Annotated in this window: 14 protein-coding genes; 4 read left to right on the forward strand and 10 right to left on the reverse strand. The window is 70.5% G+C overall.

The genetic code is table 11. The features are described 5' to 3' along the window. Positions 1-69 precede the first annotated feature (69 nt). Positions 70-972 carry a LysR family transcriptional regulator gene (locus tag YIM_RS21270; protein WP_153032015.1) on the forward strand — a complete coding sequence of 301 codons (903 nt, stop codon included), beginning with the start codon at positions 70-72 and terminating at the stop codon, positions 970-972. On the opposite strand, the gene YIM_RS21275 is transcribed toward YIM_RS21270, so the two are convergent. From YIM_RS21275 to YIM_RS21320, 10 genes are all read right to left on the reverse strand, one after another. Beyond that, positions 969-2027, reverse strand: coding sequence for an ABC transporter ATP-binding protein (locus tag YIM_RS21275; protein WP_153032016.1), 1059 nt, complete (start codon positions 2025-2027; stop codon positions 969-971). The two genes, YIM_RS21270 and YIM_RS21275, sit on opposite strands and share 4 nt — an antisense overlap. Positions 2028-2038: 11 nt before the next feature. Beyond that, positions 2039-3034, reverse strand: coding sequence for an ester cyclase (locus tag YIM_RS21280; RefSeq protein WP_153032017.1), 996 nt, complete (start codon positions 3032-3034; stop codon positions 2039-2041). Positions 3035-3048: 14 nt separating this feature from the next. Further along, positions 3049-4407 (reverse strand): ABC transporter substrate-binding protein, encoded by a 1359-nt coding sequence (locus YIM_RS21285; RefSeq protein WP_153032018.1) that lies wholly within the window; start codon positions 4405-4407, stop codon positions 3049-3051. Then, on the reverse strand, positions 4404-5297 hold the full coding sequence (locus YIM_RS21290; protein WP_153032019.1) for a carbohydrate ABC transporter permease: 894 nt from the start codon (positions 5295-5297) through the stop codon (positions 4404-4406). The genes YIM_RS21285 and YIM_RS21290 overlap by 4 nt, the downstream gene beginning before the upstream one ends. Next, positions 5294-6196 carry a carbohydrate ABC transporter permease gene (locus tag YIM_RS21295; protein ID WP_194240233.1) on the reverse strand — a complete coding sequence of 301 codons (903 nt, stop codon included), beginning with the start codon at positions 6194-6196 and terminating at the stop codon, positions 5294-5296. The genes YIM_RS21290 and YIM_RS21295 overlap by 4 nt, the downstream gene beginning before the upstream one ends. 98 nt (positions 6197-6294) lie before the next feature. Then, on the reverse strand, positions 6295-7038 hold the full coding sequence (locus YIM_RS21300; protein ID WP_228004871.1) for an HpcH/HpaI aldolase/citrate lyase family protein: 744 nt from the start codon (positions 7036-7038) through the stop codon (positions 6295-6297). Then, entirely contained in the window at positions 7035-7799 is a 765-nt protein-coding gene (locus YIM_RS21305; protein WP_153032022.1) for an SDR family NAD(P)-dependent oxidoreductase, read from the reverse strand. The genes YIM_RS21300 and YIM_RS21305 overlap by 4 nt, the downstream gene beginning before the upstream one ends. Next, entirely contained in the window at positions 7796-9100 is a 1305-nt protein-coding gene (gene hisD, locus YIM_RS21310) for a histidinol dehydrogenase (RefSeq protein ID WP_153032023.1), read from the reverse strand. Before hisD ends, YIM_RS21305 begins: the two co-directional genes overlap by 4 nt. After that, the gene (locus YIM_RS21315) at positions 9085-9792 is read right to left on the reverse strand and encodes an alpha/beta fold hydrolase (protein WP_153032024.1); all 708 of its coding nucleotides are present in this window, start codon (positions 9790-9792) and stop codon (positions 9085-9087) included. Before YIM_RS21315 ends, hisD begins: the two co-directional genes overlap by 16 nt. Beyond that, entirely contained in the window at positions 9789-10913 is a 1125-nt protein-coding gene (locus tag YIM_RS21320) for a cupin domain-containing protein (RefSeq protein WP_153032025.1), read from the reverse strand. Before YIM_RS21320 ends, YIM_RS21315 begins: the two co-directional genes overlap by 4 nt. 150 nt (positions 10914-11063) lie before the next feature. Here YIM_RS21320 and YIM_RS21325 point away from each other — a divergent pair, with 150 nt between their 5' ends. The 3 genes from YIM_RS21325 to YIM_RS21335 all read left to right on the forward strand — a co-directional run bounded on the left by YIM_RS21325 (position 11064) and on the right by YIM_RS21335 (position 14032). Then, complete coding sequence (locus YIM_RS21325; protein WP_153032026.1) at positions 11064-12059, forward strand: LacI family DNA-binding transcriptional regulator; 996 nt, start codon at positions 11064-11066, stop codon at positions 12057-12059. Positions 12060-12098: 39 nt separating this feature from the next. Beyond that, positions 12099-12524: a GyrI-like domain-containing protein gene (locus tag YIM_RS21330; RefSeq protein WP_153032027.1), complete on the forward strand. Its 426-nt coding sequence runs from the start codon at positions 12099-12101 to the stop codon at positions 12522-12524. A gap of 128 nt (positions 12525-12652) precedes the next feature. Continuing rightward, a complete protein-coding gene (locus YIM_RS21335) occupies positions 12653-14032 on the forward strand; it encodes a glycosyltransferase (RefSeq protein ID WP_153032028.1) in 1380 nt (459 codons plus the stop codon). Positions 14033-14035 lie beyond the last annotated feature (3 nt).

A 14035-nucleotide genomic window follows, 5' to 3' on the forward strand; every position in this document is an offset into this window, starting at 1 on the left:
GCGAACGCTAAGCGAAACACAAGTACAGGACAAGGCGGGCAGATCCCGTGCTTGCTATAGGGTCACCCTATGACTCTTCGGCAGCTGCGGGCTTTCCTGGCCGCGGCCAGGCTCGGTTCGTTCAGCGCGGCGGCCCGCGCGCTGGGGGTGGCGCAGGCTTCGGTTTCGGAGCTGATCCGCAAGCTGGAGGACGAGCACGGCGCGCCGGTGTTCAGCCGGGGACCGCGGCGGCTGGTGCTCACCGCGGCGGGCACGGCGCTGCTGCCCTTCGCCGAGCAGGCGGTGGCCGCGGCCGACGCCGGGGCGCAGGCGCTGCGCTCGGTGCGGTCGCTGCAGGGCGGGGTGGCCACCTTCGGCCTGCTGCGCAACGCGGCGTACTACCTGCTCTCGGACCTGGCCCAGCAGTTCCACGAGCGGTACCCGGACGTGCGCATCCGGCTGATCGGGCTGAACTCGGTGGAGGTCGCGGCCGCGGTCTCGGCGGGCACGGTGGAGGCCGGGCTGGTGGTGCTGCCGATCGAACAGGACGATCTGGCGGTCACCCCGCTGCTGCGCGACGAGGTCGTCTACGTCAGCGCGGACCCGGCGCGCGTGGCGGAGCCGATCACCATCCGGCAGCTGGCCGAAGCACGCCTGATCCTCTACGACGCCCACTACGGCTGGAAGGACCCGACGCGGCGCCAGCTGGCCGAACGCGCGCAGCTGGCCGGGGTGCGCCTGGCTCCGTGGATCGAGGTCGAGCACGTGGAATCCGCGCTCGCGCTGACCGCGCGTGGTGTCGGGGACACCATCGTCTCGCGTGCGGTCGCGACCAGTTCGAGCCGCCCCGACGGCGTGCACACGGTGCCGTTCGCCGAGCCGCTGTTCGACACCATCGCATTGGTACGCCGGCGGGCCGAGGTGCTCTCACCGGCGAGCCAGGAATTGGCGAGGCTGGCCCAGCAAATGCTGCTGGACCAGCGTCGCGGTTAGAGGCGTTCCCCGGTTTCCGGGTGGAACAGGTGCACCTCGTCCACGTCGCGGAGTCCGATGTGGACCACCTGCCCCATGGTGGGTGTGCTCCGCCCGTCGACGCGCACGACCACGCGGGCGTCTTCGGCCCGTGCGTGCACGAAGGCGTCGGCACCCAGCTCCTCGACCAGTTCCACGGTGGCCTTGAACCCGGGATCGCCCGCGCCGGTGAGCCGCAGCGACTCGGGGCGGATGCCCAGCGTCACCTCTTTCCCGGCGTGAGAGTGGGGGAGCGGGATGCTCAGGCCGCCGAGCCGCGCGTGGCCTTGGTCGACGGCGGTCGTGTGCAGGTTCATCGGCGGTGAACCGATGAAGCCGGCGACGAAGGCGTTCGCCGGGCGGGCGTAGAGCCGCGCCGGGGTGTCGACCTGTTGCAGCGCACCGTCCTTGAGCACGGCCACGCGGTGGCCCATGGTCATCGCCTCGACCTGGTCGTGGGTGACGTAGACCGTGGTGGTGGCCAGCCGCTGCTGCAGCGCGGCGATGTTCGCCCGGGTCTCCACCCGCAGTTTTGCGTCCAGATTGGACAGTGGTTCGTCCATCAGGAACACCGCCGGCTCGCGCACGATGGCCCGGCCCATGGCCACGCGCTGGCGCTGACCGCCGGAGAGCTGCTTGGGCTTGCGGTCCAGGTACGGGGTCAGGTCGAGCAGGCGCGCCGCCTCGGTGACCCGGTGGCCGATCTCGGCGGAGCCGGTGCGCCGCATCTGCAGGCCGAACGCCATGTTCTGCCGCACGGTCATGTGCGGGTAGAGGGCATAGGACTGGAACACCATCGCGATGTCGCGGTCCTTCGGCGGCAGGTGGGTCACCGCCCGGCCGCCGATGTTGACCTCGCCCTCGTCGATGTCCTCCAGCCCGGCGAGCATGCGCAGCGCGGTGGTCTTGCCCGAGCCGGACGGGCCGACCAGCACCAGGAACTCGCCGTCGGCGATGTCGAGGTCGAGCCGGTCGACGGCGGCCTGGTCGCTGCCCGGGTAGCGGCGGGTGACGTGGTGGTAGGTGACCGGTGCCATGGGGACTCCATTCAGGACGGTTCGTCGCCGCGGGCTCGGGCGATCTGGGCGAGGACGGCGATTTCGTCGTAGACCCGTCGTTCGGCGACGACGCGACCGTCGCGGAAGTGGAACTGGGACGAGCCGAGCACGGTGACCGGGGACCCGGTCAGCGGGCCGTGGGCCGGTGTGCCGCAGTAGGTTCCGCGCAGCCACCACACCAGTGCCACGCGCACGCCACCGCGCGCGGGGTCTTCGTTGGCGATGACCTCACGCACCTCGAACCGCGCGTCCGGCATCGGCGCCAGCAGCTCGAGCAGGCCGCGCTGGTAGCCGTCCGGGCGCACCAGGGAGCGGTGCCCGGGCAGGTACGAGGTGACGTCCCGCGCGACGTACTGCTCGACCTGGTGCAGCATCCGCTGGTTCCACACCTGCTCGACCAGTTCCAGCACCTGCTCGCATTCGCCGCGGTGCAGGTCCGGCCGCGGCCCGGTGTCACCGGCTTCGAGCACCGGCCGCGACAACGGCTGGAGCGCCTCGTCGTCCCACGCGCCGAAGGCCACTCGGCGCGCGACCTCTTCGGGATCGAGGCCCAGTTGCCGCACGACCGCGCCTTCGTCCCGCACGACCCATTCGTGCTCCATCACGCCGAGCCGGTACAGGCAGGTCGCGATGGTGTAGGAGTTGAACTCCCGGAAGGTCGGCGCGGCGTAGGCGGTGGGCCCGGTGTGCCGTCCGGCGCTGAGCACCAGGTGTGAGCTGAGGAACGCCTGCTCCCCACGCGCTTCCCAGACCACGTCGGCGGCCTGGCCGACCCGATCCGGGAAGGCGTTGATCTTCATCAGCGTCGAGCGCACCACCTGCTCGGCCCCGCGCGTGGTGCCGTAGGCGCCGTGCACGATCGCGTCGGCCGCGTAGTTCTCCCTGATCAGCCCGATGCCGCGGCCGACCCAGATGCGGTCGGTCCATTCGGTGATGAACTGCTCGGGCCCGTCGTAGGGGGCGTAGGCGGCTTGTGCCAGTTCCACTGCTCGTTCACTCCTCAGCGCTTGACGAGGTCACGGACTTCACCGGACAGCGCGCGCAGCCGGTCGGGCACCGGGGCGCCGTGCGCCATCTCGTTGACGGCGACCTCGAGCGCGTCCTGCACCTGCGGCCAGTCGATGGTCATGGGCACGGTCCTGGCCGTGCGCAGCGAGGACTCCTGCAGCCGGGGCAGGCCGAAGTTCGCCGCGTTCACCTCGGGATCGAGCATGTTCGCGGTGTGCACCACGATGCTGTTGGCGGTGGCCGGATCCGACTTGTCCAGCGCGATGTCCCGCTCGGTCTTCGGGTGGGTCACCCACTTCAGGTACTCCCACGCCGCGCCCTGGTTCTCCGAGGTGTTGAGCACGCCCATCAGCCAGGTGAACCCGTAGGACACGGTGGTTTTGCCCGGCCAGCCGGGAATCGGGGCCACACCGACGTCCTGGGCGACCTCCGGCTTGACCTTGTCCGGGTCGCTGAAGTCGTCCATCTGCCAGGCCCAGGTGAACACCGAGGAGCTGGCGCCCTGCTCGAAGGACTGGGTGGAGTCCGTTTCGGACCAGTTGGTCGACTCCGGCGGGCTGAACCCCTTGCGCAGCACCGACATGTACTGCTCGGTGGCCTCGATCCCGGCCGGCGTGTCGAACGCCGGTTCACCGCTGGCGTCGAACACGTCGGCGCCGTTGCTCCACAGCATGGACAGCCAGGTGTAGAGGTTCTGCCCGCCGTTGCGGCCGTACTGCCCGGCCAGCGGGTTGCGCTCCTGCCCCTGCTTCAGCGCCTCGAGCCGCTGGTCCAGTTCGGCCCAGGTGGTCGCCGGGGTCAGGCCGAGCTTCGCGTAGTCGCTCTTGCGGTAGAAGTAGTTGTAGGAGAAGCCGCGGAACGGGATGCCGTAGACGGTGCTCGCGTCGCCGGCCCGCGCGGCCTGCTGGAACGGTGGCGGGAAGTCGGCGATCGACCGGCCGGACCGCGCCAGCGCGTCGTCCAGCGGCTGCAGCCCGACCTTGGCCGAGGCCCCGTAGGCGTCCGGCCAGACGATCAGGTCGTAGGTCCCGCCGCCGACCGCGCTTTCCGCGACGATCTTCTGCAGGTAGGACTCGTACGGGATGTTCGCCCACTCCACCTCGATCCCGGTGCGGGCGGTGAAGTCGGCCGTGCGCTTCTGCAGCGCGCTGAACTGGGCGGCCGTTTTGCAGCAGCTGAGCAGCCGGATCCGGGTGCCGTCATAGGGCTTCCCGGTGACCAGGCCGAGTTCGTCGGCCTGGCCGTGGCGCAACTGCGACACCAGGTCCACGCTCGCGGGCGTGCCCGCGCAGCCGCTCAGCGCCAGCAGGGCGGTCACGGCGAGCACGCCCGCTTTCCGGATCCGGCTCATTTCACCGCTCCCATCGTCATGCCCTGCGCGAAGTGCTTGCGCACCAGCAGTGACAGCGCCAGCATCGGCACCATCACCAGCAGGCCCGCCGCGGCCATCGGCCCCCACGCCACGCCCTCGGGCTGGACCAGCGTCATCAGCGCGACCGGCAGCGTGCTCGCCTCGGTTCGCGAGAGAAAGGTCGGGAAGAGGAACTCGTTCCAGGACAACAGGAACGAGAACACCACGCTGACGAAGATGCCGGGCGCGGCCAGCGGGGTGATCACCCGCCACAGCATGGCGACCTGCCCGCACCCGTCGAGCCGGGCGGCCTCCTCGATCTCGACCGGCAGTCCGTCCACGAAACCCTTGAGCAGCCAGGTGATGTAGGGGACCACCAGCGAGAGGTTGACCACGATCAGCGACAGGTGGGTGTCGATCAGGCCCAGTGCGCGGAACAGGGTCAGGAACGGCAGCGCGATCGCCACCCCGGGAATGAACTGGGTGGCCACGATCGCCAGCAGCATCGCCCGGTGGCCGGGGAAGCGGAACCGGGAGAAGGCGTAGGCCGCGAGCAGCGCCAGCGGGATCGAGATCAGCGTGGTGGCCACCGCGATCAGCACGCTGTTCACCAGCGAGCCGGTCAGATCGCTGGCCCCGCCGAGGATTTCGGCGAAATTGTCCATTGTGGGCGCGAAGAGCACCGAGGTGGAGAACACCTCCGACGCCGGCTTGAACGCGGTCAGTCCCAGCCACAGCACCGGGAACAGGACGAAGAACAGGATGGCCAGCGTGGCCAGCGCCCGGAGCAGCCGCCCGGCCCGCTGCCACGGTGTCACGCGCCGGGGCCGCGGCGGGGCCGGGCCGGCCGCCGGAGCGGGGAGAACCGTGCGCTCGGTGAGGTCGGTCATTTCGCCTCCTGCCGGGTCATGGTGATCAGGTACATGGCCGCCAGCACGCCCAGCACGAGCACGATGATCCAGGAGATCGCCGAGGCGTAGCCGATGTCGAGAAAGGTGAAACCCTGGGCGTAGGCGAAGAAGTTCAGCGTTTCGGTGGCCCGCCCGGGCCCGCCGCCGGTGGTGGTGAGCACCTGGTCGAACACCTTCACCGAGAACACCGCCTTGAGGAAGACGATGATCAGCAGCAGCGGGCGCAGCAGCGGGAAGGTGACCCGCCAGAACTCCTGCCAGCCGGTGGCCCCGTCCACCCTGGCCGCGTCGCGGACCTCCGGCGAGATCGAGCCGAGCCCGCCGAGCAGCATCAGCGCGATCAGCGGCGCCCAGCCCCACACCTCGGTCATCGCCAGCACCATCAGCGCCCAGAACGGGTCACCGAGCCAGTTGACGCCGTCGGTGAACGGCAGGACCGTGCCGAGCATCTGGTCGTAGACCCCGTACTCGGGATTGAACATGAACCGCCAGGAGAAGCCCTTCAGCGCCGGTGCCACCGCGAAGGGCAGGATCAGCAACGCCTTGGTCAGCGCGCTGAGCCTGCCCGGCCGGTTGAGCACCAGCGCGATGAGCAGGCCGATGCCCACCGACAGCACCACCGAGATCACCGTGTACTGGAGGGTGACCCAGGCGCTGTTGTAGAAGGTCGCGTCGGTGAACGCCCGCTCGTACTGCTCGAGACCGACGAACTCACCCGGCTCCCTGGTCTCGTTCAGCCGCCAGTGCCGGAAACTGGTGATCAGCGCCGACGCCAGCGGGTACACCGTGGTGAGCACGATGGCGATCAGCGCCGGGGCAAGGTGCAGGTAGGCGACCGCGTGCCGGCGCCGGCTCGGCGGGGGTTTCGTGGTGGTCACGGGTGCACTCCTCGTACGGGTTCCAGTGCAGCGATCGGCCGAGTGTATGCGTATTCACGGAATCCGCAAGAACGCGTCCGGCCGGGGATGTGCGGCGGTCAGCGGGTGGTGAGGACCAGGTCGCGCAGTGCGGTCAGCAGCACCTGGGTGAGGTTGTAGACGACAAAGCGCGAGCCGGTTTCCCTGGCTGCCGCCGCGTCGCCGACGATGCGCAGCAACGGTTTTCCCGCCTGTTCGGCGGCGGCACCGGCGGCGGCGATCGCGGCGCCCACCCGCCGGTGCCCGTCGTCGTCGAGCGCGCCCATCGAGACCGCGAGATCGGCCGGGCCGGGCATCGCCGCGTCCACCCCGGGCACGGCGAGGATCTCCGCCGCGTTGTCGCACGCCTGAGCCGTTTCCAGCATCGGGATCACCATGGTGGTGGCGGCCGCGTGGTCGAGGTAGTCGGCGGGGGAGCGGGAACCGAAGCGGGCGGCGCGGGTGTAGTTGGCGAAGCCGCGCTCGCCCAGCGGAGGGTAGTGCGCGGCGGTGACGACGGCCGCGGCCTGTTCGGCGGTATCCACATGGGGCACCACGACGCCCTGCGCACCGAGGTCCAGCGCCCGCAGGATCAGCGCGGGTTCCGCGCTGCCCACCCGCACCAGCGTCGCCAGGCCGTGGGCGTCGGCGGCGTTGAGGTGGTGCTGCACCTGTTCGGTGTCGGCGGGTCCGTGCTCGCAGTCGAGCAGCACGAAGTCCAGCCCCGCCACGCCGGCCAGTTCGACCAGGCCCACGGCGGGCAGGCGCAGCAGCACCCCGGTCGCGCTGCCGCCGGCGGCGAGGGTCCGCTTGAGCCGGTTCACCTGGCCACCATCCCCGCCGAGAGGTCGATGTCGGCCGCGCACAGGCCGGGCATGCCCAGCATCGCGACCAGCGCGGTGGCCACCTCGGTTTCGGTGACCATGCGCCCGAGCGCGGAGCGGGCGACGAACGCCTGCTCGGCCTGCTCGCTGGAAATGCCGGAACGCTCGGCTTCCAGGCGGAAGTTCCGTTCCATCCGCGGCCCGTCCACCGGGCCGGGGGACAGCGAGTTGACCATGACACCGTGCGGCCCGGCCTCGGCCGCCAGCGTCGTGGTCAGCCCCAGCACCGCCATCTTCGAGGCGCAGTACGGCGTACGCGCGGTCAGCGGCCGCTTGCCACTGACCGAGGCCACGTTGACCACGTCACCGCGCCCGGCGGCGATCATCGGGGGCAGGAAGGCCCGGCACATCAGATAGGTTCCGCGGACGTTCACCGCGAAGACCTCGTCCCATTCGCCGGGCTCGACGTCGACCAGGTTCCGGACGGGACCGGGCACACCCGCGTTGTTGACCAGCACGCCGACCTGCTCACCGGCGAGTTCGGCGGCCAGCGCCGCCACCGAGTCCGGATCGCTGACGTCGACGACCGCGGCCCGCCCCGGCGTCGTCAGCAACTCGGCCGTCCCGGCCACCGCGTCCCGCCGCCGTCCCGCGGCGATCACCCGCGCTCCGGCGGCGGACAGGGCCAGGCACATCGCCCGCCCAAGGCCCGAGCCGCCGCCGGTGACCAGCGCGGTCCGCCCGGCCAGCGCGGCGCTCACCGGTTCGCCCAGGACGGTTGCGGGCCGCCGGCCGCCGCGACGCGGACGTCACCGGAGCGGGCGTGGCCTTCGAACAGCTCGACCCTGGCCGCGCGGCCGCACACCTCGCCGAGCGCCGCGCTGGACGCCGGATCGGTGATCTCCTGGTAGGTCACGGTCTTGAGGTACTTGCCCACCCACAGTCCGCCGGTGTAGCGGGCCGCGCCACGGGTCGGCAGCACGTGGTTGGTGCCGATCACCTTGTCCCCGAAGGAAACGCAGGTACCGGCGCCGAGGAACAGCGCGCCGTACTGGGTCATCCGGTCCAGTGCCCGGCGCGGCCGCGCGGTCAGGATCTGGACGTGCTCGCTGGCGTAGGTGTCGGCCAGCTCGTACGCCTCGTCGAGGGAATCGACGACGATGACCTCACCGTGGTCGCGCCACGCCGGTCCGGCGAAGTCGCGGGTGGGCATGCCGGGCAGCAGCCGGTCGACGTGCTCGATCACCGCGCCGGCCAGCGAACGGCTGGTGGTGATCAGGACCGCGGGGGAGTCGGGGCCGTGTTCGGCCTGCGACAGCAGATCCACCGCGACGACAAACGGGTCGGCCGTGTCGTCGGCGACGACCAGCACCTCGGTCGGCCCGGCGAACAGGTCGATGCCCACTTCGCCGAAGAGCTGCCGCTTCGCCTCGGCGACGTAGGCGTTGCCCGGTCCGGCGAGCAGGTCGACCCGCGGGATGGTCTCGGTGCCCACGGCCAGCGCGGTCACCGCCTGCACGCCGCCGAGCAGGTAGATCTCGTCGGCACCGGCGAGGTGCATCGCGGCAACGGTGGCCGCCGGGATCTCGCCGCGGATGGGCGGGGTGCACGCCGCCACGCGCTCCACCCCGGCCACTTTCGCGGTCACGATGGTCATGTGCGCCGACGCCGTGAGCGGGTACCGCCCGCCGGGGACGTAGGCACCCGCGGCGGCGATCGGCACCTGCTTCTGGCCGAGGCGCACGCCGGGCAGGGTCTCGATCTCGAATTCGCCGAGCGAGGCCCGCTGGTGCTCGGCGAAGGTGCGCACCTGCTGCTGCACGAAGCGGATGTCCTCGAGCACCTGCCCGGGCACCCCGGCGACGATCCGGTCGATCTCCTCGGGGGAAAGGCGGAACGACTCCGGCTCCCACCGGTCGAACAGGGCCGAGTACTCGGCGACCGCCGCGTCGCCGCGCTTGCGGATGTCTTCGATGATCCCGGCGACCTTGGTCTTCACCCCGGCCGGGTCGCCGCCCGGCGAGCCCGCCGCCGGGGTGGGTGCTTTCAGGATTTCGGGCATGACTCGGTCTCCTCGCTGAGATCGGCGTTCAGGTGCGCCCGCAGCAGCGGGCCGAGGTCGGTTTCCCACGGCAGCAGGTGACCGGCGCCGGGCAGCACCGCCAGTTCGGCCAGTGGCAGCGCGGCGGCGATCCTTTCGTGGAATTCGGGTGGGCACAGGGCATCCCGCTCGCCGCAGAGCACGAGCGCGGGAATCCGGTGCCGGGTCAGTTCTTCGTGCTGGTCGCGCCGAGTCGCCTGCGCGGCGAGCTGGCGGAGGAACACCGCCGGGCCGACGCGGTGCGCCATCGCCATGAACGCCCCGGCCAGCGGGGACTCGCGGTCGGCGAACATGGTCGGCAGGATCCGCTCGCGCACCACCGCGTCGAACTGGCCGTCCACAGTGGACTTCGCCAGGGCGAGCCAGGCTTCCCGCTGCTCGGGGCGGGGCGCACCGGCGTTGGTGGAGATCGCGCACAGCCCGCGGACGCGCTCGGGGGCGCGGCGCAGCACCTCGAACCCGACGATGGCGCCGAGGCTGAGCCCGACCAGGCGGAACGGGCCCGGCACCGCCGCGAGCACCTGCTCGGCCATCGAGCCGATGTCGCCCGCGGTGATCGCCACGTCCACCACGCCGGGGCCGAGGTCGTCGCGGACCCCGTCCCACAGCGCGGCGTCGCACAGCATGCCGGGCACCAGCACGGTCGGGGTCATCCGATCGGCCGGGGGACCAGCGCGTGCGGGGCCAGGTAACCGTCGTGGTCGATGGCGACGCCTTCGTCCGCGGCCGCCTTGACCACCTCGTCGTCCCACTCCAGGCGGACCCGGCCGTCGCCGCCGTTGATGACCACCAGGCTGGCGGTGCCGTCGCCGGTGTTGCGCAGCGAGCGCCAGGCACCGGCGGGCACCGACAGCAGGTCCCACGGGCCCAGCCGCACCGACACCTCGTCGTGCAGGTTGAGCGTGACCTCCCACTCGCCGTCCTTGACCATCAGCACCTGCGTCCGCGAATGCCGGTGCGCGCGCACGCCCTGGCCGGGTTCCGCGCGCAGCCAGGCGATGTTGTGCCCGTGCGGCTTGAAGATCCGGGGCTCCTGCTCGGGGTCCTCGGTCATGCCGTACCCGATCACCAGCGCCAGCTGCGCGCCGCCGCCGGGCAGCCTGCTGTCGAGGAACGGTTCGCTGGACCAGGCCAGGTCCTCCGGCGTGGCGACCTTCGACCGCATCTGCTCGGGCGTGTACTTGCGCAGCCCGGCGATCTGCTCCTCGGTCATCGGCTTGACCAGCTCGTCCTCCGGTGGGCGTTCGTCACCGGCCACCGTGTCGACCAGGGTGTTGTCGGCGGTCAGGAACAGCCCGTGTTCCTCGGCCTCGCGCAGCACCGACGGGCCCCAGATGATCCCGCCGGTGTCGTCGTGCCCGAGCGCGGTGAACAGCCAGCCGTCGTCAGGGCCGATGTTGGTGAAGCCGCGGAAGATCCAGGTGGGCAGCGAGGCGATGTCGCCCTCGCGCAGCACCAGCTCGCCGTCGCGGCCGTCGGCGCCCCAGCGCAGCAGGAACTCGCCGCGGAAGCACAGGAAGACCTCGGCGGTGAAGTGCAGGTGCAGGTTGTTGGTGATGCCGCCGGGCATCGCCGCGGCCCCGATGTTGAAGCCGTGGGCCTCGCGCAGGTTGACCACCTGCCCGGCGCTCTGCGTCACGCCGGGCCCGATCATCGAGTAGTTCTCCTTGCGGTCGGACCCCGGGGTCCGGCAGTCGATGAAGGCCTGGTCGCAGGACACGAAGTCGGTGCGCCGGATGGTCCTCCGCCGCAACTCCTCCTCGGACACTCGCATGGCTTCCTCCCGGTTGTGCATACGTATGTACTGAAGCAATCGGGGTGCCGGATGTCAATGGCAGATTTCCCGGCACCCCGGTCGAAAGTGGCTACTGGACGGGCTCATGTGCACTACGATGCGTATGCATTCACGGCGGAGGGGACAGCGATGGCGATCACCAGCCACGACGTGGCCAGGCTGGCCGGGGTCAGCCAGGCGACCGTGTCACGCGCGCTGCGGGGCGACCCCAGGGTCACCGCGGCGACGCTGGACCGGGTCCGCCGCGCGGCGGAGGCGCTGAACTACGTGCCCAGCGAAGCCGGTCGCAGCCTGTCCACCCGTGCCAGCCGCCGGGTCGGCGTGGTCATCTCGGACCTGACCAACCCGTTCTACCCGCACCTGGTCGGCCCGCTGCACGACGAGCTGGAGCGGCTGGACTACCGGATGATGCTGTTCACCGAGCGCTCCGAATCGGCGATCGCCAGCGAGCGGCTGCTCGACCGCTCGATCGACGGCGTGGTGCTGGCCACCGCCACACTCGACTCGGCGCTGCCCGACGAGCTCGGCCGCCGCGGGCTGCCGTACGTCTTCCTCAACCGGGAGTCCGCCAACGCCCACGCCGACAGTGCCGTGGTGGACAACGAAAAGGGCGGCAGGCTGGTGGCCGCGGAACTGGCCGGGCTGGGGCACCGCGACGTGGCGATCATCAGCGGCCCGCAGGACACCTCGACCGGCCGGGACCGCGAACTGGGGTTCCGGCTTGGCCTGGCCGAGGCCGGGATCGCGCTGACCGAAGAGCACATCCGGCGCGGCCCGTTCGACTTCGGGACCGGTTACCGCGCGCTGCCCGAGCTGTGGGCGCTGGAGCCCCGTCCGACGGCGGTGTTCTGCGGCAACGATGTGACCGCGATAGGCGCGCTCAACGCCGCACTGCGCCACGGGATCCGGATCCCGGAGGACCTGACGCTGATCGGCTTCGACGACATCCCGATGGCCGGGTGGGAGTCGTTCGACCTGACCACCGTGCGGCACGACCTGCACGAGATGGCCCGCGCGTCGGCGCGCATGCTCGTCGAGCGCATCGACCACCCGGAATTGGCCCCGAGAAAGGCCGGATTCACCCCGGAACTGGTGCGGCGGGGCACGCACGCGCGACGCGGCTGAGTGCCGGTTTTTGTCGGTGCCGCGTGGTTGGGTGCCGGAATGACTGATTCGGTGCTGAACGGCTCGCCGGACCGCATCCGGCGTGAGGACGTCGCGGTGATGGAGCGGACCGGGCGGGATGAGCTGTCCGAGATGCAGGCGCTCTGGGCGGGCTTCGAGGATCTGGTGGGCCTGCGCGGGCGCAAGATGTACGCGCGGGCCGACGAGCGGGAGGGCACGTACACGGTCTGCACGCCGGTGAAGCCGGAGGACGATCCGGCGGGCCTGGGCCTGCGGGTCGGCACCCTGCCCGGCGGCTGGTACCTGCGCGGCAGGCTGGTCGGCGAACCGCCCGGACTCTACGGCCGGATCGCACCCGGGTTCGACGAACTCATGGCCGTCGCGGAGCCGGACGAGGCGAGGCCGCTGGTCGAGTTCTACCGCCGCTACGACCAGGTGGAGTTGTGGCTGCCGATCCGGGAGTGATCGTGTCCTAAATGCACGTTCACGATAATTCGGGCGTATCGACTAGGGATTCGACTCAAGATCGGCCGACCGCGAGAGGGAATGGGGCATGCTGCGCGGGCCACCACTTCTTCGAAGGGGAGTCGTAGATGAGTTCGAGTCAGCGGCCGATTCTGTTCGTGAGTTCGGTCGGCAGCGGGCTGATCAACACGATGCTCGTGCTCGCCGACGAGCTGTCCCGCCGCAACGTCGAGAACCTGTGGTTCGCCACGGACGAGATGCGGCGGTCCGATGTGGAATCGATCGATTCGGGCACCCCGGTCGAGTTCTTCTCACTCGGTGAGCACCACCCCGACGTGCTTTCGGAGAACTGGGACGACGAGACCTACCGCAGGGTGACGCAGCGGTCGCGGTTCAAGGCGCGCCGGGCGATCATCGAGAAGAACATCGACCCCCGGCAGCGGGTGCCGAAGTACCGCAAGCTGGAAGAGGCCGTGGAGAAGATCCGGCCGGCGCTGATGGTGATCGACTGCATGTGCCAGTACGGCATCGAACTCGCCATCACCAAGAAGATCCCGTACGTGCTCAACGTGCCGTTCCTGCCCAGCAACGTACTGGTTTCCTACGTGCCCTTCGGCAAGTCGTACGCTCCGCGCAAGTTCCCGGTGCCGCATTCCGGGCTGCCCTACGAGCAGAACCTCGTGCAGAACCTGCAGAACCGGCTGATGCAGTTCCGCACGATCGCCATGGGAATGTCGTCGAAAATGCGCAAGCAGTGGATGGAGGACGCCGAGGTCCGCAAGGAACTGGGCATCTCGCCCGAGGTGGCCGGCCAGTTCGCCCGGGTGGAAAAGGCCGAGCTGGCCTTGGTGCACACGGTCCGCGAGCTGGACTACCCGCTGACCATTCCGGACAACGTGAAGCTGGTCGGGGCGCTGTTGCCGCCACTGCCGCAGGCGCCCGGGAGCGAACTGGACGACTGGCTCTCCGCGCACGAGTCGGTGATCTACATCGGACTCGGCACGAACACCCGGCTCACCGTCGACCAGGTCGGCGCGGTGGTGGAGGTGGCGCGGCGGCTCGAAGGCAGGCACCACGTGCTGTGGAAGCTGCCGAAGCCGCAACAGCGGTGGCTGCCGGGCGAACTCCCGGCGAACGTGCGCGTCGAAAGCTGGGTACCGTCCCAATTGGACGTTCTGGCCCACGACAACGTGAAGCTCTTCGTCGGGCACGCGGGCGGCAACGGCTTCTCCGAGGGAATCCACTTCGGCAAACCCCAGGTGCTGCGGCCGATGTGGGTGGACACCTACGACCAGGCCCGCCGCGGCCAGGACTTCGGCGTGTCCCTCACCCTGGACAAGCCATGGGAACTGCACGCCGACGACCTGCTCGACAAGATCGAGCGCGTGCTCGCCGACGACTCGTTCCGCGTCAACGCGGAGAAGTACGCCGAACTGTTCGCCGCGGCGGGCGGGCGGCGCCAGGCGGCCGACCTGATCCTCGGCCTCCCCGCGATGGAACAGGACTGAGCC

It is taken from the genome of Amycolatopsis sp. YIM 10 (assembly GCF_009429145.1).
In the GTDB taxonomy this organism is placed as follows: Bacteria; Actinomycetota; Actinomycetes; order Mycobacteriales; family Pseudonocardiaceae; genus Amycolatopsis.